General features: G+C 70.5%; 23 protein-coding genes. 8 read left to right on the top strand and 15 right to left on the bottom strand.

The genetic code is table 11. From position 1 onward, the window contains the following. Window positions 1–7: 7 nt before the first annotated feature. A complete protein-coding gene (locus AC3ERS_RS08200; RefSeq protein ID WP_431965111.1) occupies window positions 8–1,549 on the bottom strand; it encodes an amino acid permease in 1,542 nt (513 codons plus the stop codon). A 211-nt stretch (window positions 1,550–1,760) separates the two neighbouring features. Between AC3ERS_RS08200 and AC3ERS_RS08195 the strand changes: the two genes are divergently transcribed. Next, entirely contained in the window at window positions 1,761–2,429 is a 669-nt protein-coding gene (locus AC3ERS_RS08195; protein WP_431965109.1) for a TetR/AcrR family transcriptional regulator, read from the top strand. Window positions 2,430–2,440: 11 nt separating this feature from the next. Here the strand turns inward: AC3ERS_RS08195 and AC3ERS_RS08190 are convergent, their stop codons facing one another. The 7 genes from AC3ERS_RS08190 to AC3ERS_RS08160 all read right to left on the bottom strand — a co-directional run bounded on the left by AC3ERS_RS08190 (window position 2,441) and on the right by AC3ERS_RS08160 (window position 8,348). Continuing rightward, window positions 2,441–3,886, bottom strand: a complete 1,446-nt coding sequence (locus AC3ERS_RS08190; protein ID WP_431965401.1) for a TerD family protein — start codon at window positions 3,884–3,886, stop codon at window positions 2,441–2,443. Window positions 3,887–3,984: 98 nt separating this feature from the next. After that, window positions 3,985–4,515, bottom strand: coding sequence for a hypothetical protein (locus AC3ERS_RS08185; RefSeq protein WP_431965107.1), 531 nt, complete (start codon window positions 4,513–4,515; stop codon window positions 3,985–3,987). Window positions 4,516–4,591: 76 nt separating this feature from the next. Further along, complete coding sequence (locus AC3ERS_RS08180) at window positions 4,592–5,392, bottom strand: family 1 encapsulin nanocompartment shell protein (protein ID WP_431965105.1); 801 nt, start codon at window positions 5,390–5,392, stop codon at window positions 4,592–4,594. Continuing rightward, entirely contained in the window at window positions 5,389–6,450 is a 1,062-nt protein-coding gene (locus tag AC3ERS_RS08175; protein WP_431965103.1) for a Dyp-type peroxidase, read from the bottom strand. The genes AC3ERS_RS08180 and AC3ERS_RS08175 overlap by 4 nt, the downstream gene beginning before the upstream one ends. 85 nt (window positions 6,451–6,535) lie before the next feature. Continuing rightward, on the bottom strand, window positions 6,536–6,862 hold the full coding sequence (locus tag AC3ERS_RS08170; RefSeq protein WP_431965101.1) for a cupin domain-containing protein: 327 nt from the start codon (window positions 6,860–6,862) through the stop codon (window positions 6,536–6,538). Window positions 6,863–7,035: 173 nt separating this feature from the next. Next, window positions 7,036–7,551 carry a dihydrofolate reductase gene (locus tag AC3ERS_RS08165; RefSeq protein WP_431965099.1) on the bottom strand — a complete coding sequence of 172 codons (516 nt, stop codon included), beginning with the start codon at window positions 7,549–7,551 and terminating at the stop codon, window positions 7,036–7,038. Beyond that, window positions 7,548–8,348 (bottom strand): thymidylate synthase, encoded by an 801-nt coding sequence (locus AC3ERS_RS08160; protein WP_431965097.1) that lies wholly within the window; start codon window positions 8,346–8,348, stop codon window positions 7,548–7,550. Before AC3ERS_RS08160 ends, AC3ERS_RS08165 begins: the two co-directional genes overlap by 4 nt. A gap of 106 nt (window positions 8,349–8,454) precedes the next feature. Between AC3ERS_RS08160 and cobF the strand changes: the two genes are divergently transcribed. Both cobF and AC3ERS_RS08150 read left to right on the top strand, forming a co-directional pair. Next, complete coding sequence (cobF, locus tag AC3ERS_RS08155) at window positions 8,455–9,195, top strand: precorrin-6A synthase (deacetylating) (protein ID WP_431965095.1); 741 nt, start codon at window positions 8,455–8,457, stop codon at window positions 9,193–9,195. 48 nt (window positions 9,196–9,243) lie between these two features. Then, the gene (locus tag AC3ERS_RS08150; RefSeq protein WP_431965092.1) at window positions 9,244–10,113 is read left to right on the top strand and encodes an Fpg/Nei family DNA glycosylase; all 870 of its coding nucleotides are present in this window, start codon (window positions 9,244–9,246) and stop codon (window positions 10,111–10,113) included. Between the two features lie 9 nt (window positions 10,114–10,122). On the opposite strand, the gene AC3ERS_RS08145 is transcribed toward AC3ERS_RS08150, so the two are convergent. From AC3ERS_RS08145 to pdxR, 4 genes are all read right to left on the bottom strand, one after another. Further along, complete coding sequence (locus tag AC3ERS_RS08145) at window positions 10,123–11,634, bottom strand: carboxylesterase/lipase family protein (RefSeq protein WP_431965090.1); 1,512 nt, start codon at window positions 11,632–11,634, stop codon at window positions 10,123–10,125. Window positions 11,635–11,647: 13 nt separating this feature from the next. Then, the gene (locus tag AC3ERS_RS08140; RefSeq protein ID WP_431965088.1) at window positions 11,648–13,084 is read right to left on the bottom strand and encodes a dihydrolipoyl dehydrogenase family protein; all 1,437 of its coding nucleotides are present in this window, start codon (window positions 13,082–13,084) and stop codon (window positions 11,648–11,650) included. Further along, on the bottom strand, window positions 13,081–13,326 hold the full coding sequence (locus AC3ERS_RS08135) for a DUF2630 family protein (RefSeq protein WP_431965086.1): 246 nt from the start codon (window positions 13,324–13,326) through the stop codon (window positions 13,081–13,083). Before AC3ERS_RS08135 ends, AC3ERS_RS08140 begins: the two co-directional genes overlap by 4 nt. A 69-nt stretch (window positions 13,327–13,395) precedes the next feature. Continuing rightward, the gene (gene pdxR / locus AC3ERS_RS08130) at window positions 13,396–14,832 is read right to left on the bottom strand and encodes a MocR-like pyridoxine biosynthesis transcription factor PdxR (protein WP_431965084.1); all 1,437 of its coding nucleotides are present in this window, start codon (window positions 14,830–14,832) and stop codon (window positions 13,396–13,398) included. A 79-nt stretch (window positions 14,833–14,911) separates the two neighbouring features. Between pdxR and AC3ERS_RS08125 the strand changes: the two genes are divergently transcribed. Beyond that, complete coding sequence (locus AC3ERS_RS08125; RefSeq protein ID WP_431965082.1) at window positions 14,912–15,601, top strand: pyridoxamine 5'-phosphate oxidase family protein; 690 nt, start codon at window positions 14,912–14,914, stop codon at window positions 15,599–15,601. Window positions 15,602–15,630: 29 nt separating this feature from the next. On the opposite strand, the gene AC3ERS_RS08120 is transcribed toward AC3ERS_RS08125, so the two are convergent. Continuing rightward, on the bottom strand, window positions 15,631–16,308 hold the full coding sequence (locus AC3ERS_RS08120; protein WP_431965080.1) for a DUF4386 family protein: 678 nt from the start codon (window positions 16,306–16,308) through the stop codon (window positions 15,631–15,633). Window positions 16,309–16,368: 60 nt separating this feature from the next. On the opposite strand from AC3ERS_RS08120, the gene AC3ERS_RS08115 reads away from it, so the two are divergent. Beyond that, window positions 16,369–17,064: a TetR/AcrR family transcriptional regulator gene (locus AC3ERS_RS08115; RefSeq protein ID WP_431965078.1), complete on the top strand. Its 696-nt coding sequence runs from the start codon at window positions 16,369–16,371 to the stop codon at window positions 17,062–17,064. A gap of 18 nt (window positions 17,065–17,082) precedes the next feature. Here AC3ERS_RS08115 and AC3ERS_RS08110 read toward each other — a convergent pair whose 3' ends face one another. Continuing rightward, window positions 17,083–18,384: a hypothetical protein gene (locus tag AC3ERS_RS08110; RefSeq protein ID WP_431965076.1), complete on the bottom strand. Its 1,302-nt coding sequence runs from the start codon at window positions 18,382–18,384 to the stop codon at window positions 17,083–17,085. Between the two features lie 2 nt (window positions 18,385–18,386). Next, the gene (locus AC3ERS_RS08105; RefSeq protein WP_431965074.1) at window positions 18,387–19,148 is read right to left on the bottom strand and encodes a crotonase/enoyl-CoA hydratase family protein; all 762 of its coding nucleotides are present in this window, start codon (window positions 19,146–19,148) and stop codon (window positions 18,387–18,389) included. A 125-nt stretch (window positions 19,149–19,273) separates the two neighbouring features. On the opposite strand from AC3ERS_RS08105, the gene AC3ERS_RS08100 reads away from it, so the two are divergent. Genes AC3ERS_RS08100 through AC3ERS_RS08090 form a run of 3 tightly spaced genes read left to right on the top strand, consistent with a single transcriptional unit; the run spans window position 19,274 to window position 22,217 of the window. Beyond that, window positions 19,274–19,912 (top strand): TetR/AcrR family transcriptional regulator, encoded by a 639-nt coding sequence (locus AC3ERS_RS08100; RefSeq protein ID WP_431965072.1) that lies wholly within the window; start codon window positions 19,274–19,276, stop codon window positions 19,910–19,912. Then, complete coding sequence (locus tag AC3ERS_RS08095) at window positions 19,899–21,521, top strand: acyl-CoA dehydrogenase family protein (protein ID WP_431965070.1); 1,623 nt, start codon at window positions 19,899–19,901, stop codon at window positions 21,519–21,521. The genes AC3ERS_RS08100 and AC3ERS_RS08095 overlap by 14 nt, the downstream gene beginning before the upstream one ends. 24 nt (window positions 21,522–21,545) lie before the next feature. Further along, complete coding sequence (locus AC3ERS_RS08090) at window positions 21,546–22,217, top strand: nucleoside/nucleotide kinase family protein (protein ID WP_431965068.1); 672 nt, start codon at window positions 21,546–21,548, stop codon at window positions 22,215–22,217. The last annotated feature ends 5 nt before the right edge of the window (window positions 22,218–22,222 follow it).

Below are 22,222 nucleotides of genomic sequence, written 5' to 3'. Positions count from 1 at the left end.
AACGTGGTCAGGCCGGTTGCCCGGCGGGCTCTCCGGTCGACGCGGTGCGCGGTGCGGCGACGACGACCCGGTGCACGATCGCGCCGACGGTGGCCACGGCGAGCACGAAAAGCGGTGCGGCCCAAAGCATCCACCAGCCTCCGCCGTTGGGCGTGTACACCTCGGCGCGCGGCCAGGCCAGGTTGATCACCATGACGACGCCCCACACGACCGCCAGCGCGTTGACCGGAATCCCGAAGCGGCCCAGCGTGAACAGCGATTCGTCGGCGACCTCGTCCGTGTGACCCCAGCCCCGCAGCCGCCGGATCAGCAGCGGCACGGTGACCAGCAAGTAGGCCAGGTACAGCGAGACGATGCAGACGCTGGCGAGGGTGGCGAAGATCGCGGCGTTGCCGAGATTGACCACCAGCAGCATGATTCCGAGCAGGCCTATCACCACCGCGGGCGGCACCGGTGTGCCGTAGCGGGGGTGCACCGCGGCGAGCTGCCTGGCGAAGGGCAGCTTGCCGTCGCGGGCCATCGAGAACATGAGCCGTGAGCCCGCGGTCTGAATCGCCAGTGTGCACACCATGATCGCGACGGCGACACAGCCGAGCAGCACCTTGCCCGCCGGGCTGTCCAGCTTCGAGGTCAGGACGTAGGCGAGGCCCTCGGTGGCCAGCGCGCCGTCGTCCAGGCTCGGCGCCGCCATCAGCGCGCCGAGCAGCAGGAGCCCGCCGCCCAGCGCGGAGACCGACAGCGCGGTGAGAATGGTGCGCGGCGCGACCCGGCGCGGGTTCTTGGTCTCCTCGGAAAGCTCACCGGCGGAATCGAATCCGACCATCACGTAGGCGGCCATCAGCCCGGAGACGAGGAACGCGGCCCAGTACGGTCCTGGCGCGGCCTGGTCGGTGTGCAGCACGACGCCCGGGCCGCGTTCGCTGTTCACGAAGAACAGGCCGATGATCGCCGCGACGCCGACGATCTCGATGGTGACGCCGATGGAGTTGATCTTCGCCATCAGGTCGATGCCGATGACGTTGATCGTGGTGGTGACGACGAGCAGGATGCTGCCGAGCAGCACCGCGTTGGTCGCGCCGGATGCGGAGGTGAGCGCGGTGTCCTCGCCGACGATCTGGAATCCGCTCCAGATCGTCGGCAGCACCACCTGGAGCGCGATGGCGGCCGCGGCCGCGGTGACGATCTGCGCGACGACCATCATCCAGCCGGCGAACCAGCCCACGAGCTCGCCGCCGAGCCGCCGCGACCACTGGTAGATACAGCCGGAAAGTGGGTAGCGGGCGGCCAGTTCGGCGAAATTCAGCGCGACGAGGAACTGCCCGGCGAAGACGATCGGCCAGGTCCAGAAGAAGGCGGCGCCGCCGAACGAGTAGCCGAAGCCGAAGAACTGGAAGATCGTGGTGAGGATCGAGACGAACGAGAAGCCTGCCGCGAACGAGGCGTAGCGGCCCAGCTTGCGGTGGAGAACGGGCCGATAGCCGAAACTGGCGAGGTCGGCGCTGTCGACGTTGGCGTCGGAGGGCGGAGTCGGAGCGACTGTTGTGGCCATGGGCGGTGTCCTTCGGCGTGCGGCCAATACCTATCGCATGACAGTTTTGCGCTCGCGATCGCGGTTTCGATGTCCGCCGTGTATCGCTTGCGGCAACGCCGGTAACTTCTGCGTTGCCTGAGTTTCTATCAAGTGACAGAAACCTCTCCGTCGGATGACGGCTGCCGATGGCGCCGACCGTCGCCGTCGGTCGCGGTGCCAGAATGGGCAGGTGGCAAACCTCGGTCCCGGCCGTCCCCGTGTGGAACAGCGACCTCGCCGCGGTCACACGCCGCGCGCGGAAATCCTGGACGCGGCGGGCGAACTGTTCACCACCAACGGCTACGCCAACACCTCGACCAGGGCGGTGGCCGACGCCGTCGGCATCCGCCAGGCCTCCCTGTACCACCATTTCGCCGCCAAGGACGACATCCTCGACGCGCTGCTCACCGAAACCATCGCCGCCCCACTCGAACTCGCCGAACGCCTGCGCGCCGACGCGGACCCCGCGCCCACCCGCCTGTACGCGCTGGCCTGGTTCGACGTGCGGCAGCTCTGCGCGGCGCGCTGGAATCTCGGTGCGCTGTACCTGCTTCCCGAGCTGCGCACCGAGCGCTTCGCGGCGTTCCGCCTTCGCCGCGACGAATTGCGCGGGCACTATGAGACATTGGCCGAGTCCGTCATCGAAGGCGCGGGCGCGGCGGGGATTCCCGGCGCGGAGGTGCTGCCGTTCCGGCTCGTCGAGACGGTGATCAGCATCCGGTCCGACGAGGGCCGCGCGCCCGCCTACGCCGAACAGACCATCCCCGACGCCGCGCTGCGCATGCTCGGCTGGGCCGGTGATCTGGAGGAGGCGCGCTCCGACGCGGCTCTGCTGCTGGAGCGGCTCGCCGCGGACTAGGCCGCGGTGGGTCAGCCCTTGCCGCGACCGGCCTTGAAACCGAAGTCCCAGTTGTACATCCGCGCGATCTCCATGACGCCCGCGCCGGGCCTGCCCGCGGGCGGGCGGACGAAGGTGCCCTCGCGGCGGACGACCAGCTCGCCGTTGATGTTCTCGATGTGCGCGAGCACCGCGTCGCGCGAGTCGTCCGCGCAGCCGTCGAGCATCATCTCGATCGGCGGGCAGTTCAGCGGGTAGAGCGTCGCGGTGGCGTGGACGCCGCGGAAATCGTTGGCGCCCTCGTAGATCGAGGTGAAGACCAGGATGCGGCGGAACTGGGCGGTGAAATCCAGGTTGATGTCCAAGTTCTCACCGGTGGCGCTGCTGCCGGTGCGGTCGTCCTGGTCCAGCTGAATGAACGGCGGGCGATCGAGGGCGCCGAACGAGCGGTCCAGCGCGCGCACCGAACCGATCCGGCCGTCGGCCAGCTCGAAGAAGCAGCTGAGATCCAGATCCAAGCCGCCTCCGCCGCGACGCCTGCCGAAGAGGCCGCCGCCGCGGTGGGATTGGCTGGTCCAGTTCAGGTTGATCCGCATGGTGCCGCGAGTGGCGCCCTGCTTGGTGAGCGAGACCGAGGGTGCTTCCTTGGTGAGCGAGATCTTGCTCATGTTCACCGGCGCGCCGCCGCCTTGCGGAGGCGGCGGAGGAGCGTATTGCTGCTGCTGCGGAGGGGTCGGCGCATACTGCTGCTGCGGAGGCGGGGGAGCGTACTGCTGCTGTGCGAATTGCGATGGCGGCGGTGCGTATTGCTGCTGCTGAGGCGGCGGTGCGTATTGCTGTTGAGGCGGCGCGTACGGCTGCTGCTGCGGCGGGGGAGGCGGCGCGTACTGCTGGGTCGGCGGCGGCGTGAACTGCTGGGTCGGCGCGGGCGGCGGCGTCGGCTGCTGCGCCGCGGGCGCCGGAGCGTCATCGACGCTGATGCCGAAATCGGTCGCCAGCCCGGCCAATCCGGAGGCGTAACCCTGGCCGACCGCGCGGAACTTCCACGCGCCTTGGCGGCGGTACAGCTCGCCGAGCACGAACGCGGTCTCGGTGGTGGCGTCGGTGCTGTCGAAGCGGGCCACCTCGGCGCCGTTCGTGGCGTCGAGCACCCGCACGTACAGGCCGCGGAACTGGCCGAAGGTGCCACCGTCGGCGGAGGCCGCGACGACGATGGTGTCGATCTGCGGTTCGACCTGCGCCAGCTGCACCGACAGCACGTCGAGCACCGTCGGCCCCTGCTGCTTACCCTCGTACCGGACGGCGCCCGACGGGTGCTGCGGCTGGTTGTAGAAAACGAAGTCGTTGTCGGAGCGGACCTTTCCGCCGACCAGCAGCAAAGCCGAAGCGTCCGCGTCCGGAATTCCCGGGCCCGATTGCCACCCCAGCTCGATGCGGACCGCGGACATCGGCACCGCAACGTTGGCGCCCTTCATCATCGACACAGCAGTCAACGTATACGACGCGGGTGGTGCTCGTCATCCGTGTTCGCCGCCATGGCGGAAGAACGGCGCGACCGGTTCGTTCGCCGGTGGGTTCAGCGCGTCGGCGGTGCGACGTTCCAGTGCGTACTCAGCGCACCGGCGATCTCCGGCAAGACCGTCACCGGAACCTGCTTGTGGCGCAGCATCTCCCGTATCTGATTCACCTGATCGCGTTTGCGCAGGTCGTACGCGCCCGACACGGGACGGATCACCGGCGGGATGGACAGCAGCACCAGTTCGCCGTGCTGCTCGTCGCCGCCCGCCAGATCGAGCGCCAGCGACCAGCGCGCCCGGTCGTCGAGCGCGAATCGGCCCGCGATCACCCTGTCCCATGCGATGCTGGACTCCGCCCACGGCGTGCGGCGATAGATGGCGCCCTCGGTGAGCACGATCGCGTCCCGCCCGAAGAGCGCCACCAGCAACGCGATGCCGCCGACGCCGCCCGCGAGCAGGCCGGTGAACACCCGATTCAGCCCGAAACCGGTGACGATCGCGGCGCACACCAGAACGGTCACCGCGATGCCGAGCACGCCGTACAGCATGGCTCGTCGAGTCGGGACCACGCCCGCGCGCACCATCGTCATTCTGTCTCGCCTCCCGGGGACTTACGGGCTCACCGTACCTGCTCGTTCGGCGGCCGGAGCGGGAGGCGCGCAGCCATCAGGCGTGTAGTGCGACCGCCGCCTCCGCGGTGTAGACCAGGAACTGCAAGCTCTGCTGGAAGTAGAGCCGCACCGAGTCGGCGTCGTGCGAGAGGTAACCGATCGAGAGGTCCTGGCCGAGGCTCAGATCGAAATCGCCGCCGCGGGTGGTCAGCACGAACGCGCCGTCGATGGCGGGCGCCCAGATGATCTCGCCCTCCGGGATGAGGCGCTCGATGTGAGTGCGGATCGGATGACCGTGGTCGGAGGTCTCGCTCACCGCGGTGTAGAGGTCGGCGCTGAGCAGCACCGAGTACGGTCCGTCGACGCCGGCCAGGCGCAGCGCGCTCAGCGATTGCGCGACGGCCTCCGGGACCAGGCGCGGATCGGTGGGCACCTGGATCGGCTCGTTCGACGAGCTCGCCCGGATACCGGTGATGTTCGCGCCCCGATAGCCCTCGAAGATGGCGCGGTCCTCGGCGAACGCGATGCGCCGCGCGGCCTCCTTCACCGGATCCAGATCGGTGTCCTTGGCGCCGCGCTCGACGTTGTCGAGTTCTTCGCGCGAGAGCGTGAACGGCACGCGCAACTCGACCAGCGGCGCGACCACGCGCTGGCGCGCCTGCACGCCCTCGTCCGGCGCGTCGATCGGGGTGGTGCGGCCGAGCCCGACGGCGGAGTAGGAGGCGCCGTGCGGGCCGGACACGTCGACCACCCTGCGGCCCGCGATGTGCCGCTTGAAGGTGCGGGTGGCTTCTTCTTCGATCGCCGTCCATGCCTCGGAGGTGATCGGCGCGAGTTCGCGATGGAGGTTGTTCACAGCGTGCTCCTTTTCAACGTGCCGATACCGAGTGAGCCGTCGCCCGCCACGGCGGACATATCGACGTCGGGCATATCAACGTCATTGCGCGGCAGAGATTCCCCGCCCGTCTCTTCGGCGGCCGCCGCGTCCGGCGCGGGCGGCAGGTCGTCGAAGAAATCCAGTGGCGGCGTGCAGAACAGCGTGCCGGTGACCGCGACCGAGAAGTCCAGGATGCGGTCGTAGGCAGCCTCTTCGGTGCCCTCGAACATCCGCGAGAGCATGGTCTCGGTGACGCTCGGGGTGGCCGCGTAAGCGATGTAGTAGGTGCCGAACTGGCCCTCGCGCACGCTGCCGAACGGCATGTTGGCGCGCACGATCTGGCGTTCGTTGCCGTCCGCGTCGACCAGGGTGTTCACCGCGACGTGCGAATCGGCGGGCTTGTCCTCGTCGGAGAGCTCGAAATCGTCCAGCTTGGTGCGGCCGATGATCTTCTCCTGCTCCTCGACCGTGAGCGCGCGCCACTCGTCGAGCGGATGCAGGTACTTCTGCACGATGACGTAACTGCCACCGGCGAATTCGGGGTCCTCGTCGCCGATCAGGGCGGCGCTCACCGCGGACGAGCCCTCGGGATTCTCGGTGCCGTCCACGAAACCGAGCAGGTCGCGCTGCTCGAAATAACGGAAGCCGACGGTCTCGTCGACGATGGTCGCGGCGCCCGCGAGCCGGTCGCCGATCACCATCGCCAGCTCGAAACAGGCGTCGTGCACCTCGGACCTGATGTGGAACAGCAGATCGCCCGGCGTGGACGGCGCCCGATGGTGCGCGCCGACGAACTCGCGCAGCGGATGCAGCTCGGCGGGCCGCGGCCCCGCGAACAAGCGGTCCCACGCGTCCGAGCCGATCGACGCGACACAGCTCAACCCGGCCCCCGGCAGGCGGAAGCCGACCGAACGGCGCAAACCGGGCAGGTCGGCGAGCAGATCGCGCACCGCCGCTTCTCCGCCCTCGTCGATGGTGGCGACGAGGAAGATCGCGGCCGGTGTGAGCGGTTCGAGGATCGGCTGCGGCTCACCCATGATCAACAGAGTAATGGTGCGGCCACAGCCGGTCGGTCGGCGCACCCGGCCACGCCCGGCGAAACCCGGGCTGAACGGCTCCGGTCTACTTCGCGACGGTCAGCAGAAACGCCACGTCGTCGACCGCTTTCACGCTGTGCCGCGCCTTGGGGATGACGAGCAGGTCACCCGCCGAGCCCTTCCATTCGTTCGCGCCGCTGATCAAGGTCAGGGTGCCGGTGAGCACCAGCAGGGTGGCATCGCCCGTGTTGTCGTGTTCGGCCAGGCTCTGGCCCGCCGTGAGGCCGACGACGGTCTGGCGCAGCGTGTGGGCGTGGCCGCCGTAGATGGTCTGTGAGCTTCGCCCGCTGGTGGCAGTTGCGGCCAATTTCAATTGCTGGCGAGCGACCGCGGTCAGGGATTTCTTGTCCATGGACTGCCTTTCGCGTCACATCCGCCGGTGCAGGGCTGGTGTCACCGGCTCGGTGCGCTCGGACGGACGATGGTCCGCACCGCCGCATATCCAGGAGTATGCCCGAACGGGGCCGCCCGCGTGCCGGGTTTGCCGGGCCTGCCCCGTCAGCGGCGTGTTGCCCGCGAGCGCCCTCAGACGTCGGCGCGGCGCAGATACCGGCGGATGCGGAAGCGCAGCCCGGTGGCGGACGTGCGCCATTCCTCGGGTTCGTCGGCGTGCCACTCCGGACCGATGGTGGGGGCGTGCGCGTCGCCCTGGACGCTGATCTCCACCTCGGTCACCACCAGCTCGGTCGCGAAATCCATGGCGGCGCGGTAGATTTCGCCGCCGCCCGCGATCCACACCGGATCCGGTGCGCTCAGTTGCAGCGCCTCGGACAGCGAACCGGCGCGTTCGGCGCCCGCCGCCGACCAGTTCGCCTGCCTGGTGACCACGATGTTGCGGCGCCCGGCCAGCGGGCGGAACTTGGGCGGCAGCGAATCCCAGGTGCGCCTGCCCATGATCACCGGATGGCCCCAGGTCACGGTGCGGAAGTTGGCCATGTCCTCGGGAACGCGCCAGGGGATGGTGTTCTCGAAGCCGATCACGCCGTCGGGGGTCTGGGCCCAGATCAGGCCGATGGTGCGAGTGCGCACGGCCGCGATCATACCGCCACCGGCGCCTTGATCGCCGGATGGTGCTGGTAGCCAACCACTTCAACGTCCTCGTAGGTGTAGTCGAACAGGCTCGGCGCCCGGCGAAGGCGCAGCTCGGGGAACGGGTAGGGCGCGCGGCCGAGTTGCTCGGTGACCTGCTCGACGTGGTTGTCGTAGATGTGGCAGTCGCCGCCGGTCCAGATGAAGTCGCCGAGCCCCAGCCCGGCCTGCTGCGCCACCATGTGGGTGAGCAGCGCGTAGCTGGCGATGTTGAACGGCACGCCGAGGAACAGGTCCGCGCTGCGCTGGTACAGCTGGCAGGACAGTTTGCCGTCGGCCACGTAGAACTGGAAGAACGCGTGGCACGGGGCCAGCGCCATCTTGTTCAGCTCGGCGACGTTCCACGCGGAGACGATGATGCGCCGCGAATCGGGATCGGTGCGCAAGGTGTCGAGCACCTGGGTGATCTGGTCGATGTGCGCGCCGTCGGGGGTCGGCCAGGAACGCCACTGCACGCCGTAGACGGGGCCTAGTTCGCCCTGCTGGTCCGCCCACTCGTCCCAGATCGTGACGCCGTGCTCGCGCAGCCAGCCGACGTTGGACTCGCCGCGCAGGAACCACAGCAGTTCGTACACGATCGACTTGAGGTGCACCTTCTTGGTGGTGATCAGCGGGAAGCCCGCCGCGAGGTCGTAGCGCAGCTGGTGGCCGAACACGCTGCGGGTACCCGTGCCGGTGCGATCCGCCTTCGCCGTCCCGGCCTCGAGCACCAGCCGGAGCAAATCCTCGTACTGCGTATCCGTCGCCACGAGTCGCAAGCTTACTGTCCGTGCGTGCGCGGACCTGCGCCCGGATTGCCGCCGCGCGGGCGGTGTGATTGCCGCGCGGCGGCGGGATGCTGGCAAGCTCAGGCACATGCGCAAGCTCTTCGTGATCGGCATCGGTGCGGGCGACCCCGACCAGGTGACGGTGCAGGCGATCAAAGCCATGCGGCAGGTCGACACGTTCTTCGTGATCGCCAAAGGCGTCGAGAAGCAGGAGCTGTTCGACGTGCGGACCACGATCCTGGCGGAGCACGTCGAGCGGCCCTACCGGGTCGTCGAGATCGCCGACCCGCCGCGCGACCGCGATCCCGCCGACTATCGCGGTGTCGTCGCGGACTGGCACGAGCGCAGGGCCACGCTGCTCGCGGAGGCTTTCGCGGCCGAGGAAGGCGTCGGCGGGATCCTGGTGTGGGGCGATCCTTCGCTCTACGACAGCACCCTGCGCATGGTGGAGCTGGTGCTCGACAGCGGGCGGACCACCTTCGATTACGAGGTGATCCCCGGGGTGACCAGCGCGCAGGCGCTGGCCGCGCGGCATCGCGTGGTGCTGCACCGGATCGGCGAGCCGGTGCACGTCACCACCGGCCGGCGGCTGCGCGAGGACGGGCTCGGCCCCGGCTCGACGCTGGTCATGCTGGACGGCGAGTGCTCCTTCACCGAGGTGCCGGGTGACGACGTGCACATCTGGTGGGGCGCCTATCTCGGCATGCCCGACGAGACGCTCGTCGAGGGTCCGCTGCGCGAGGTGCAGGACGAGATCCTGCGGCGGCGGGACCAGCTGCGGGCCGCGAAGGGCTGGATCATGGACATCTATCTGTTGCGCCGCGACTGATCTTTTCGTCCGCCGCGACTGTCGGTGGCCCCGGGTAGCCTGGGACGCGTGCCCGAGCTACCGGAAGTGGAGGCGTTGGCGCAGTTCCTCCGGGAACACGCGGTCGGCGCGGTGGTGGGGCGTGTCGACGTCGCCGCGCTCAGCGCGGTCAAGACGTTCGATCCGCCGGTGACGGCGCTGTCCGGGCGGGACGTCACCGGCGCCGACCGCTGGGGCAAGTTCCTCGGCATGGACTGCTCGGGACTCTGGCTGATCACCCATCTGTCCCGCGGCGGCTGGCTGCGCTGGATCGACGAGCCGAGCCCCACACCGCCGAAACCGGGCGGCAAGAGCCCGCTCGCGCTGCGGGTGCATTTCTTCACGCCCGAGGGCGCCACACCCGCGTTCGACTTGACCGAGGCGGGCACCAAGAAGCGGCTCGCGGTGTACATCGTCGAGGATCCGAAGATGGTGCCCGGCATCGCACGGCTCGGACTGGACGCGCTCGACGTCACCGAGCCGCAGTTCGCCGAGATCCTGCACGGCGCCTCGCAGCGGATCAAGACGGCGATCGTCGACCAGTCGCTGCTGGCGGGCGTCGGCAACGCCTACTCCGACGAGATCCTGCACACGGCCAAGGTCTCGCCGTTCGCGAACACGAAGACGCTCCCCGCGGAGAAGATCGCGCAGCTGTACGAGGCGATGCGCACCGTGCTCACCGACGCGGTCCAGCGCTCGGTCGGCCAGGACGCGGCGCGGCTCAAGGGCGAGAAGCGTTCGGGCATGCGGGTTCACGCGCGCACCGGGCTGCCCTGCCCGGTCTGCGGCGACACCGTCCGCGAGGTCTCCTACGCCGAACGGTCCTTCCAGTACTGCCCGACCTGCCAGACCGGCGGCAAGGTGCTCGCCGACCGCCGGATGTCGCGACTGTTGAAGTGAGCCCGGCCGTCAGGTCAGGGTCGGCACGCGAATACCGTGCCAGGCCAGTCGTTTCGCGCGGTCCGGGTCGTGCTCGAGCCGGGTCGGGTCGTCGATGACCAGCGTGGTTCTGGCGTCCTCGGTATAGGCGGGCCAGGACGGCAGCGGCGCGCCGGTGCGGGCGAAGGACAGCCAGTTGTCCTGGAACTGCTCGGTCACCGCGAGCAGGCCGCGGCGGCCGCCCGCCGCGGTGAAGGCACGCCCGATCGGGCTGTCGGCGGCGCCGAAGACCGGGATCAGCTCGCTGGCGTGGGTCGCGCCGACACCAGCGAGTCGCAATGCGCGCGGGGCGAAGTCGTAGCGGTAGGCATAGGTCGGCGCGTGACGGCTGTGCCCTTCCATCACCGTGACGGACGGACGCCAGAAGACGTAGTCACCCCCCATGCGCACCGCGGCCCGAGGCTGCGGGTAACCCGGATAGGCCGCCGTGACCCTGGCCTCGAACTCCCCACCGGCGCGGGCGAACATGGCGTGCAAGCGCCTCGGATTGGTGGGCAGTTTGTCGGCGAACCGCGCGAACAGCGCGCCCTCGTCGCGATTGGTGCCGATGACGAGCGGCACTCGGTGCGCCGCGCCCGCGGAGATCGCGTCGACCGGGGATCGCGGCAGGTAGTCGCCGTCCACCACCGGGCAGATGGGGAACAGGCCAGGACGCTCGCTCAGCACCACGTTGCTCGTGCGGTCGACGGCCCGGCGAATGTCGTTGGCGGGCGCCTCGATCAGCGCGCGGGCCGCGTCGGCGGGATCGGCGCCGAGGGTATCGAGGCAGCGTCGGGCGAAGGCCGCGGCGTCCTCGGCGCTCAATGCCCAATCGGCGGGCGGACTCTGAGCGATGCCGCGGTGGAACAGTCCGCTGGCGGCGGGGGTGGCGAGCAGGGCGAGCACGGCGTGTGCGCCCGCGGATTCGCCGAAGATCGTGACGTTGTCCGGGTCACCGCCGAACTCGGCGATATTGCGCCGCACCCATTCCAGCGCGGCGACCTGATCGCGCAGGCCGAGGTTGGCGTCGAAGGGTCGCTGCGGCGTGCCGAAGGCGCTGAAGTCGACGTAACCGAAGGCGCCGAGCCGATAGTTCAGCGACACCACCACCGCGTCGCCGCGCAGCGCGAGCCGCGCACCCGAATACAGCGCCAGCGCCGAGGTGCCGATCAGGTAGCCGCCGCCGTGGATGAACACCAGCACCGGTCGAAGGCCGACGGACGGCGTGGCGGGCGCGGTGACATTCAGTGTCAGCGAGTCTTCGCTGGTCGGCTGATAGGCCCTCGGGCCGATGCGGGCGCCCGCCCTGTGTTGCATGGACGCGAAGCCGAACTCGGTGGCGGTGCGCACCCCGGTCCACGGCCGCACCGGCTGTGGAGCGCGAAATCGCAGGTCTCCCACCGGCGGCGCGGCGTACGGCAGTGAGCGCCAGCGCACAACACGGCGACCGCGGTGACCGCGGACAACGCCGTCCGCGGTCTCGATGTCGATCGTTGCCACCATTGATCGATGGTAGCTATGCGCGGCGGGCCTCCAACAGGCGTAACCAGATCTCGCTGACCGTCGGATAGGCGGGCACGGCGTGCCACAGGGTGTCGAGCGGGACCTTGCCGACCACCGCGATGGTGGCGGCGTGCAGCAGCTCGCCGATCTCCGGTGCGACGAAGGTCGCCCCGAGCAGGGTGTCGGCGGCGGTGTCGATGACGATCTTGGCTCGGCCGGAATAGTTCTCGCGGGCGAGCGACGAACCGGCGACCGCGATATCGATCTCCACGGTGTCGACGTCGTAGCCCGCGCGGCGGGCCGCCGCCTCGGTGAGGCCGACCGAGGCCACCTCGGGGCTGGTGAAGACCACCTGCGGGACCTGCTCGTGGTCGGCGGTCGCGGCATAGCGCGCTCCGGTGAGCGGGCGGCCCTCGGCGCGCGCGGCGATCACGTCGCCGCAGATCCTGGCCTGGTACTTGCCCATATGCGTCAGTGCGGGACCGTGATTCACGTCGCCCACCGCGTACAGCCAGTCGCCGGGGACTTCGCGCGCGGACAGGTGATCGTCGACCTCCACGTAGTCGTCCGCCAATCCGACGGCGGCGAGCCCGAGTTCGGCGGTCGCGGGTCCGCGCCCGGCCGCGACGACGATCTCGTCGGCCTCGATCGATTCGGTGTGCCCGCCGCGCGTCCGCACGGTGACGGCGCCGCCGTGGATCCGGCCCTCGCCGGTGTCCTTCGGCTCCGCGCGCGTGACGCTCTCCGGTTCGGTCTCGAACAGCACCCGCACGCCCGAATCGGCGAGCGCGCTCGCGACCCGCTCTCGCGCGAACGGCTCGGCGTTGCCGAGCAGCGCCTTGCCGCGCACCAGCATGGTCACCTCGGCGCCGAGCGTGGCGAGCCAGGTCGCCGATTCGCAGGCCACCACACCGCCGCCGACGACGACCGCGCGCTGCGGGACCTCGTGCAGGTTGGTCGCGTCGCGGGAGGTCCACGGGAGAGCGTCGCGCAGGCCGGGTACGTCGGGGACACGAGCCCGGGTTCCGGTCGCGAGCACCACCGCGTGCCTGGCCCGCAGCGTACGGCCGTCGACCTCGACCAGACGTTCTCCGGCGAGTCGCCCTGAACCGCGGATCACTTCGATGCCGCTCTGCTCGGCCCACTCGGCTTGGCCGCTGTCGTCGTGGTCGTGCACGATCCGGTCGCGGCGGGCGAGCACGGCCTCGACGTCCAAGCCCTTCGCGTCGATGCCGGGGAGGGCGCGGGCGGCGGCGAGCAGATGTCCGGGGCGCAGCAGCGCTTTGCTCGGCATACAGGCCCAGTACGAGCATTCGCCGCCGAGCAATTCGCGCTCGACGATCGCGGCGGTGCGGTCGCTGCCCGCGATGGCGTAGGCGGCGGCGTTCTCCCCTGCGGGTCCGCCGCCGATCACGATGACGTCGTACTCGGCGGCCGGATCGGAGCTCACTGCAGGTAGCCCTCGACCTGGCGCGGCGGGCTGACCTGCGCGTCGTCGGGGGAGGCGCCCGCGTAGATCCTGGCCCTGCGCTGCCGAAGCAGATCCCAGCACTGGTCGAGCATCACTTCCAGCTCGGCCAGCCGCTGCCGTTCGGTCACCGGGTCCACCTCGCCGGAGGTCGCCTTCGAGCGCAGCCTGTGCTCGTCGTCGACCAGTTGCTTGATGCGTTCCAGGATGTCCTGTTCGGTCATGAGTCACCACTTCGATACTCGGAGGTATACGGCAGGGCGTGCAGCGACCGGGTGCGGTCACCGACCATGCTACGACCGGGTCGGCGAAGTCGAGGGTCGTGACGGTTGCCCGGCGGCCACTTCCGCGAGGCACTCGGCGGCGATCGGGACGGCCGCGTGCAGGTCGCGCGAGCTCGGTGCCGCGTAACCGAGCGCGATGCCGAAGCTGCTCGGCGGCGGCGATCCCGTGTCGTGCTGGGAGAAGAGGTGATGCCGGGCCAGCCCGTCCAGGACGACGCCGCGCGCGGCGGCCGCGTCGACCGCGCGCTGTTCGGCCTCCGCCGTCGGCAGCGGCACCACGACGTGCGAGCCCGCGTCGTCGCCGACCACAGTCAACCCGCGGCGGCGCAACTCCGTGACGACCAGTTCCCGGCGGGGCGGGAGCGCGCGCCGCAGCCTGCGCAGGTGCCTGGCCAGGTCGCCGTGCGCGGCGAGTTCGGCGAGGACGCGCTGGCCCGCCGGGCTCGGCGAGGTGCCGGTGCGATCGCGATGCGCGAGCACCGCCGCGGCGATCCACGGCGCCGCGACCAGCCACCCGACGCCGAGCACCGGCGAGAGGATCTTGCTTGTCGTGCCGAGGTGCACGATCACATCGGGCGCCATCGCGGCGAGCAGCGGCAGCGGGGCGGTGTCGTAGCGCAATTCGCCGTCGTAGTCGTCTTCGATCACGAATATGCCTCTGCGCCGGGCGAATTCGACGAGCTGCACGCGACGAGCTGCGGGCATTCGCGCGCCGAGCGGAAACTGATGCGCCGGTGTGCAATACACCGCCTCGACGTTCGGAGGCAGGTCGTCGACGCGCAGCCCCTCGGCATCGACGGGCACCGGAAGTACTCGGATGCCCGCAGCCAGAAAGGCTCCCGCCGCCCTCTGGTAGCCGGGATCCTCTATGGCGACGGTATCGCCGGGCCGCAGCAGGGCGGCGGCGAGTTCGCCCACCGCGGAACTGGTTCCGGCCGTGACGAGCACGACGGTGTCGCTGCCCGCGCTCAGACCCCGGTGGCGTAGCAGGTGTTCGGCGACGGCCACGCGATATTCCGGTTCGCCCGCGCGGTCCTTGCGGATGACCGGTGGTTGGTCGGAGGCGGCCCGCCAGGCGCGACGCCACGCCGGTCGGTCCATGGCCTCGATGCAGGGCGCGCCGGGGACGAGGTCGTAGCCGAGGCCTGCGAGATCCGGGTCGACGGCGACGTGGTGTGGCACGGGGGCGGCGGCGGGCGCGGTGGTGAGGTAGGTGCCCGATCCTCGTTTGCCCTCGAGCCAGCCTTCGGCGTGCAGCTGGTCGTAGGCCGCGGCGATCACGGTCCGGCTGACGCCGAGTCGCCGCGCCAGCGCCCGCGAGGACGGCAGCCGGTCCGCGGTGCGCAGCAGGCCCGAGGTGGCCGCGGCGCGCAGGCCATCGGCCACCTGCACCGACAGCGGTTCGGGCGCGTCTCGATCGAGCGCGAGAGGTAGGTCGTCGAGCACCGGGCACCTCGGATTGGACTGCGAGAATCGGAATGAATTGGCTATTCAAGAATGCCACTTCGTGCCGGACGCTTGTCTCATGACGCACTCGACCAGCGCCCGCCCGCCCTTGTCCCCGACCCCGCGCAGCACGCTGACGCGGTCGAAAGAACGCGGCCGCAGCGACCGCGCCGAACTGGACGCCGTGCTCGACGCCGGTCTGATCTGTCACGTCGGCGTCGTCCTCGGCGGCAGCCCCGTGGTGCTGCCGACCGCGTACGGTCGCGACGGCGACACCCTCTACCTGCACGGATCGACCGGTTCGGGCAGCATGCGCGCGGCTCTGGCCGGTGACATCTCCGTCGCGGTCACGCACGTCGACGGCGTCGTCTACGCCCGCTCCGCCATGCACTTCTCGATGAACTACCGCTCGGCGGTCGTGCACGGCCGGGCGGTCGAACTGACCGACCCCGACGCGCGCACGCTGGCCCTGCGGGTGATCGTCGAGCACGCCGCCCCCGGTGCGTGGCACCGCGTGCGCCCGCCGAACAAGAAGGAACTCGCCGCCACCATGGTGCTGGCGCTCGACCTGACCGAGGCGTCGGTCAAGGTCCGCGCGGGCGGGCCGCTGGACGATCCGACCGATGCCGACAGCCCGACCTGGGCGGGCGTGCTGCCGCTGCGTCAGGTGTGGGACGCGCCGATCGATTCGCCGGACCTGGCGGACGGGATCGGGGTTCCCGCCGATGTGCTGGAGCGGAGTGCGTTGGGGGTTTCATTGGCGCGGTGAGGAATTCGAGCTGTGCGCGGGGCCTGGATTCAGGCGGGGGCTTCGGCGGGTTGCGGGCGGGCGGTGAGCAGCGCCGCGAAGAGGAGTAGCCACGCGCTCCACAGGATGTAGCCGAGGAAGTTGGCGGTGTCCACGTAGGGCAGGTCGAGCGGGATGAGGACGCCCAGCGCGATCGAGGCGGCGCAGGCGTAGCCGAGCGTCGTGAACCAGAGCGGGAAGGTCTGCCGTAAAGCGAGGCAGACCAGGGTGATCCACGCGGCGGTCAGCAGATAGCCGAGGGTTTCGCCGAGCGCGGTGCCCAGGATCGAGCCGAGCAGTTCGAAGGTGCGCACCGCGGAGGAGCCGGGCCCTTCCGCGGCGGCGCGGTCGGCCAATACCGGGACGAGCAGGGGCCAGCGCAAGAGCCCGATCGCCTGGACTGCGGCGGCCGCGACCCCGAGGTGGACGGCGCGGCGCATGATCGGCGAGTTGTCGAGTCGGCCGATTCGGATCGCGAGCGGGGCGAGCGCGAGTGCCGCCGCGGCGAGGACGGCGAACCAGGTGATCACCGCGAATCGGTTCGCCCGGAACAGTTCGAGCACGTCGGGGGCGGGCTGTTGCAACACATCGGGGTAGTCGAAGACGGCGCCCAGTCCGAGGAAAGCGACATTCAGGGCGACGGGGGCGGCGACGAGCAGGGCAATGGTCGGCCAGGGCCTGGTGGACACGGTTTCACTCCATTCTGGCTGTACGGAGTACAGCTAGCTGTACGCGGTACAGTCAAGCGCGTGTCCGCAGCGAAGTCAATGCCCCAGGGGGAACGCAGAATCCGTCCCGAGCGCCGCTCCTTCACCGAGGCGCAGGTGGTGGACACCGCATTGCTGCTGCTCGACGAGGGAGGCGCGGCGGCGGTCTCGATCCGGGCGGTCGCGGGGCGGCTCGGGGTGAACCCGAACGCCGTCTACACCTACGTCGCCAGCCGCGCCGACCTCGAGCGCGCGGTGATCGAGCGGGTGCTCGGCTCGGTGCCGTTGACGGTGCTCGCCGATGCCGACGTCGAATGGCGTTCGGCCATTGTCGAATTCGCCGTCGAGCTGCGCCGTCGCGTGCTGGAACACCCGGCGGTCGCGGCGCTGATGATGACCGCGCCCATGGACGGCCCCGCCGCCCGCGACGTAGGCGAAGCCCTGCTGGCCTGCCTCGCCAGGGGCGGCCTGTCCCCGGACCACCGAGCGCGCGCCGCCTACGCCGTCATGGTCCAGGTGATCGGTGCGATCGCGATGGAGGTCGCCGAGACCGACGGCCGCCCGCCGCTGCCGCCCGAATCCGAGCGCATCGCGCAACGCCGCGCCGCTCTGGCGGAGATTCCCGCCGAGCGCTGGCCGCACACCCACGAGAGTCGCGACCTCATGGCGCAATGGATAGGTTCCGAGCAGTTCGCCTGGAGTCTGCGTGCGTTGTTGGACGGGCTGCCCGTGGGGTGATGCGCGGCCTCGGGCAGATCACCACGGGTGGCCGTCGAGCCCGAGGCGGGAGGCGGCATGGACGGCGAGTTCGGCCAGGGCCGAGCCGGATTCGATGCCGGGGTCGAGTCCGATCAGGGACAGGATGTAGCCGTCACCGCTGCGGCACAGGTAGCCGGACAAGCGGGTGCGCGGAAGACGGGCGGCGGTGAGGCCGGGGTGGATGGCGCGGGCGGCAACGCCGACGCAGGGGTGGCCGCCGATGGTGCGCAGCGAGTCGGGGAGAGTTCCGATGTTGGAGCACAAGATGTCTCGCTCGCCCGCGCCCTTGGCGAGGGCGTGGGCCCAGCGGTCGGGGATCACCTGGAGCAGTTGCTCGGGCATGCCGCCGGGGCTGGACATCCGGTGCTCGTACGCGGCGCGGGCCTTCTTGCGCAGCGTCGCGGGGGTGTCGGCGCGATCGACGACGATCTCGGTCATCGCGAGGTCGTTGTCCACGCGCGGCTCGTCGCGGGTGTCGACGGGGAGGCTCGCCGCGATGGCAGGAAGGGGAAAGCCGATGTCCCACAACAGTGTCGCGACCAGGTGGATGAACAGACTGTTCGCGGTGCCGCCCTGTTCTCCGGCCACCCGGTCCCATTCGTCGGCGCGGAACTGTACGACCGCACCGTGCACGCGCAGTTCGTCCGCGCCCGCGCGCACGGGTTCCTCGGGTGCGGGCCGTTCCGGAATGCCATGGCGCAGAGCACGGATCGTGCCACCCACCACGGTCGACCATTGACGAAACGCGTCCGCCCACTCGGACTCCCGAGCGCAGCGCGACCGTGCGTCACCCGCTTCGACTTCGGCCTCGGGACGCCCCGCATCGGCCGACACGGCATGAGCGGCAGCCGCTCCGTCGACCACCTCGCGCAGCGCGGCATCCACCGCGTGCACCAGTCCGCGCGCATCGGCCAGCGCATGCGAACAGGTCAGCGCCACAACCGATCCGCCGTCGGCGAGCCAGCGGGCGGCGAGCCGCCACGCCGGGCCGAATTCCGGGTCGAGGCCCGCGCCCAGGGTGTCCGCCCACGGCAGTAATTCGTCGAGGGGGAGCGTGCTTTCCATGAAGTCGAGAGGGTGAGCCCGGACGTTCGGCTGCCAGGCGCGACGCGCGCCGGGCACGCGGGAACGGATCACCCTGCGGCCCAAGGGGCCTGGCCGCAGCGCGCCGTGGATGCGATGCAGCAGTGCGGGTTCGACACGGTCGACGGTGCGCCACAGCCCTTGGAGGGCGATGGGTGTGCCGAGCCCGCGGTGGGTGCGCAGGAAGATCTCGTCGACGACGCCGAGGCGGTCCATCCTCAGCCGGACGCTCCGTGCCGCCCCGCGCCCGCGGCGAACCGTTGGGCGCCCGCGAGCGCGCCGTCGGCCAGGGCGGTGAGTCCGTGCCGGAATTCGTTGCGCAGGGCCGTGGCCTCGTCCATGCCGTCCTGCTCGAGCATCGACATCCGGTCCGAGCGCAGACAGGTCTGCGGCAGCCTGGCGAGTTCGGCCGCCAGGTCCTCGGCGGCGGCGCGCGCCTGTCCGGTGGGCACGACCCGGTTCACCAACCCGATCTGCAACGCCTCGGGCGCGCTGACAGCTCGGCCGGTCAGCGACAGATCCATGGCGCGGCCCATGCCGATGATCCGCGGCAGCCGTATCGTGCCGCCGTCGATCAGCGGCACGCCCCAGCGCCGGCAGAAGACGCCGAAGGTGCTGTCCTGCTCGGCGACTCGCAGATCGCACCAGAGCGCCAGCTCGAGTCCGCCCGCCACCGCGTAACCGGAGATCGCGGCGATCACCGGCTTGGACAGCGTCATCCTGGTCGGGCCCATCGGGCCGTCGCCGTCCTCCTCGGCGCGGTTGGACCGCTCCGTCCCGAGCGCCTTCAGGTCGGCGCCCGCGCAGAAGGTCCCGCCCTCGCCCCAGAGCACCGCGACCGCCGCCGTAGGGTCGGCGTCGAACTCGCGGAAGGCGTCGGCAAGCGCCTGTGCGGTCGGCCCGTCGACCGCGTTGCGCGCCTGCGGCCGGTGCAGGATCACCGTCGTCACGGGCCCGTTCTTCTCGACGCGAACGCTCACTGTCGCCCCTCCGTATCGCCGTCCCTCCCCGCGCGGAGAGGGGTGCTGCCTAGCTGGCTCACGCTCTCGACCATACGACGGCCCGGCCCTTGTGTGAAGAAGTGAATTCGTGATTCACTTCTTCCGTGGCGTACCGCAGGACCCCTGCCGTCCAGGCCCGCCTGGACGCCCAGGAGCAGCTGATCGTGCAGGCCGCGACCAAGGTCCTCTCCGAGGCCGGGTTCGCCGGCCTGTCGATGGCCGCGGTCGCGAACCGTGCCGGAGTGGCCACCGGAACCGTGTACAAGCACTTCGACGGCAAGGCGAATCTGGTGACCGCGGTTTTCCGCACCGTCGTCGCCAGGGAGGTCGCCGCCGTCACCGCGGCGGCCGAGAAGGGCACCGCGGTGGAACGGGTGACCGCGGCCGTGGAGACCTTCGCCGGACGCGCCATGAAGAACCCCAAGCTCGCCTACGTGCTGCTCGTCGAGCCGGTGGACACCGTGGTCGACGCCGAGCGCTTGCACTTCCGCCGCGCCTTCGCCGAGGCGTTCGAATCCGCGGTGGCCGACGGCGTCGCGCACGGCGAACTGCCCGCGCAGGACCCGCGCACCAGCGCCGCCGCACTGGTCGGCGCCATCGGTGAAGTGCTGGTCGGCCCGCTCGCCGCCGCGCCGCACGCCGAATCCGTCGTCCCCCAACTCGTCGCCTTCGCGATCCGCGCGCTCGGCGTGCGGCCGGGGGCGAGCGCCGAGAAAACAGGAGTGTCCGATGCAGACTCATGAGGTCTTCAACCAGGTCCCGAACATCGTGCCCTTCGACGCCGGGCGTAACCCGGCGCTGCTGGAGGGCCTGCACCGCGAGGGCGCGGGCTGGGCCGAGGACGAGGTCCACGAACTCGGCAGGCTCGCGGGCGGTTTCGCGGCGCAGGAGTGGGGCAGGCTGGCCAACGAGTACCCGCCGGTGCTGCGCACCCACGACCGCTACGGCAACCGCGTCGACGAGGTCGAGTTCCACCCGCACTGGCACGATCTGATGCGGGTGGCGGTCGAGCACGGTCTGCACGGCTCGGCGTGGACCGACGACCGGCCCGGCGCGCACACCGCCCGCGCCGCCAAGTTCTACACCTGGGGCGTGGCCGAGGCGGGCCACATGTGTCCCATCTCCATGACCTACGCGGTCGTGCCCGCGCTGCGCCACAACCCCGAGCTGGCCGCCCGATACGAGCCGCTGCTCGCCTCGCGCACCTACGATTTCGGGCTCCGCGAACCGTCCACCAAGGCCGGGCTGATCGCGGGCATGTCGATGACGGAGAAGCAGGGCGGCTCCGACGTGCGGGCCAACACCACCACCGCGACCCCGCAGCCGGACGGCAGCTACCGCGTCGTCGGGCACAAGTGGTTCACCTCCGCGCCGATGTCGGACATGTTCCTGACGCTGGCCCAGGCGCCGGGAGGCCTGTCCTGCTTCCTGTTGCCGCGGGTGCTGCCGGACGGCGCCCGCAATCCCATTCGCATCCAACGGCTCAAGGACAAGCTGGGCAACAAGTCCAACGCCTCCTCGGAGATCGAGTACGAGAACGCCACCGGCTGGCTGGTCGGGGCGGAAGGCGCTGGCGTCAAGACCATCATCGAGATGGTGAACATGACCCGGCTGGACTGCGTGATCGGCTCCGCCACCAACATGCGGGCGAGCACCGTCTACGCCGTGCACCACGCCAGGCATCGAGCGGCGTTCGGCGCCGAGCTGATCGACCAGCCCGCCATGCGCAACGTGCTCGCCGACCTGGTGATCGAATCCGACGCGGCGACCACCGTGATGATGCGGCTCGCGGGCGCCACGGACCGGGCGAGCGGTGATCCCGCCGAGGCCGCGCTGCGCCGGATCGCGCTCGCGGTCACCAAGTACTGGGTGTGCAAGCGGGCTCCGTCGCACGCCGCCGAGGCGCTGGAGTGCTTGGGCGGCAACGGATACGCCGAGGAGTCGGGAATGCCGCGGCTCTACCGCGAGGCGCCGCTGATGTCGATCTGGGAGGGTTCGGGCAATGTGGCCGCGCTGGACGCGCTGCGCGCCATGGGCCGTCAGCCGGAGACCGTCGAGGCTTTCTTCAACGAGGTGACGCTGGCCAAGGGCGCGAACCCGCGCCTGGACGACGCCATCGCCAAGGTCGGCAAGGAACTGGCCGATCTCAGCGACATCGAGTACCGCGCCCGGCGCGTCGTGGAGCTGATGGCGCTGGTCCTCCAGGGCGCGCAGCTGGTTCGGCACGGTCACCCCGCGGTGGCCGACGCCTTCTGCGACACCCGGCTCGGCGACGACTGGGGCATCGCCTTCGGGACTTTGCCGACCGGCGTCGACACCGGCGCCATCATCGAACGCGCCTTCGTCGCATGATCGGCGCTCGGTAGTGTCTCCGCGGTGAGCGAGGTCGAGATTCCGCTGCACCGGTTGGTGCGCAGGGTGCTGGGTCGCGCGGCCGAACGTCCGGAGCGGCGGTATCTGCTCGGCATCGCGGGACCACCCGGAGCGGGGAAATCCACGCTCTCGGTACTGCTTCGCGACGCGTTCCCGGCCGCGGCGGCCGAGATCGCGCCGATGGACGGTTATCACCTGTCCAACGAACGGCTCCGCGCGGCGCGTAGCCAGGCGCGCAAGGGCGAACCGGACACCTTCGACGTCGCGGGGTTCGTCGCGAACCTGCGCCGCCTGCGCGACACCCCGCGCGGCACGCCGGTGCCGTGGCCGACGTTCGATCGCGTCACGGACGAGCCGACACCGGCGGGCGTCGTCTTCACCGACCAGTCGATCGCCGTCGCCGAGGGCAACTACCTGCTGCTCGACGACTCCGCCGGGCACGGCTGGTCGGCCGTCCGCGCGGAACTCGACGAATGCTGGTATCTCGACGCCGACCGCGGCGTGCTGGCGGACCGGCTGCTCGACCGGCACCTGCGGGGCGGACGCAGCGCCGAGGCCGCCAGGACGAAGGTGCACGAGAGCGACCTGCGCAACGCGGACCTCGTCGGCGCGACGCGAGAGCGCGCCGACCTCGTGCTGCGCGAGCTCGACGGACGGTACTTCGTCGTCGGCTGATCGCG

Source organism: Nocardia sp. bgisy134, assembly GCF_057708325.1.
Note: the sequence above shows the minus strand (reverse complement) of the source record. Positions and strands in the feature narration are given on the sequence as shown.

Bases quoted from the DNA above. Each gene is read 5' to 3' on its own strand.
- AC3ERS_RS08200 (WP_431965111.1), bottom strand. From the start codon at position 1,549: ATGGCCACAACAGTCGCTCCGACTCCGCCCTCCGACGCCAACGTCGAC.
- AC3ERS_RS08190 (WP_431965401.1), bottom strand. From the start codon at position 3,886: ATGATGAAGGGCGCCAACGTTGCGGTGCCGATGTCCGCGGTCCGCATC.
- AC3ERS_RS08185 (WP_431965107.1), bottom strand. From the start codon at position 4,515: ATGACGATGGTGCGCGCGGGCGTGGTCCCGACTCGACGAGCCATGCTG.
- AC3ERS_RS08175 (WP_431965103.1), bottom strand. From the start codon at position 6,450: ATGGGTGAGCCGCAGCCGATCCTCGAACCGCTCACACCGGCCGCGATC.
- AC3ERS_RS08170 (WP_431965101.1), bottom strand. From the start codon at position 6,862: ATGGACAAGAAATCCCTGACCGCGGTCGCTCGCCAGCAATTGAAATTG.
- AC3ERS_RS08165 (WP_431965099.1), bottom strand. From the start codon at position 7,551: ATGATCGCGGCCGTGCGCACTCGCACCATCGGCCTGATCTGGGCCCAG.
- cobF (WP_431965095.1), top strand. From the start codon at position 8,455: ATGCGCAAGCTCTTCGTGATCGGCATCGGTGCGGGCGACCCCGACCAG.
- AC3ERS_RS08145 (WP_431965090.1), bottom strand. From the start codon at position 11,634: ATGGTGGCAACGATCGACATCGAGACCGCGGACGGCGTTGTCCGCGGT.
- AC3ERS_RS08135 (WP_431965086.1), bottom strand. From the start codon at position 13,326: ATGACCGAACAGGACATCCTGGAACGCATCAAGCAACTGGTCGACGAC.
- AC3ERS_RS08125 (WP_431965082.1), top strand. From the start codon at position 14,912: ATGACGCACTCGACCAGCGCCCGCCCGCCCTTGTCCCCGACCCCGCGC.
- AC3ERS_RS08110 (WP_431965076.1), bottom strand. From the start codon at position 18,384: ATGGACCGCCTCGGCGTCGTCGACGAGATCTTCCTGCGCACCCACCGC.
- AC3ERS_RS08095 (WP_431965070.1), top strand. From the start codon at position 19,899: ATGCAGACTCATGAGGTCTTCAACCAGGTCCCGAACATCGTGCCCTTC.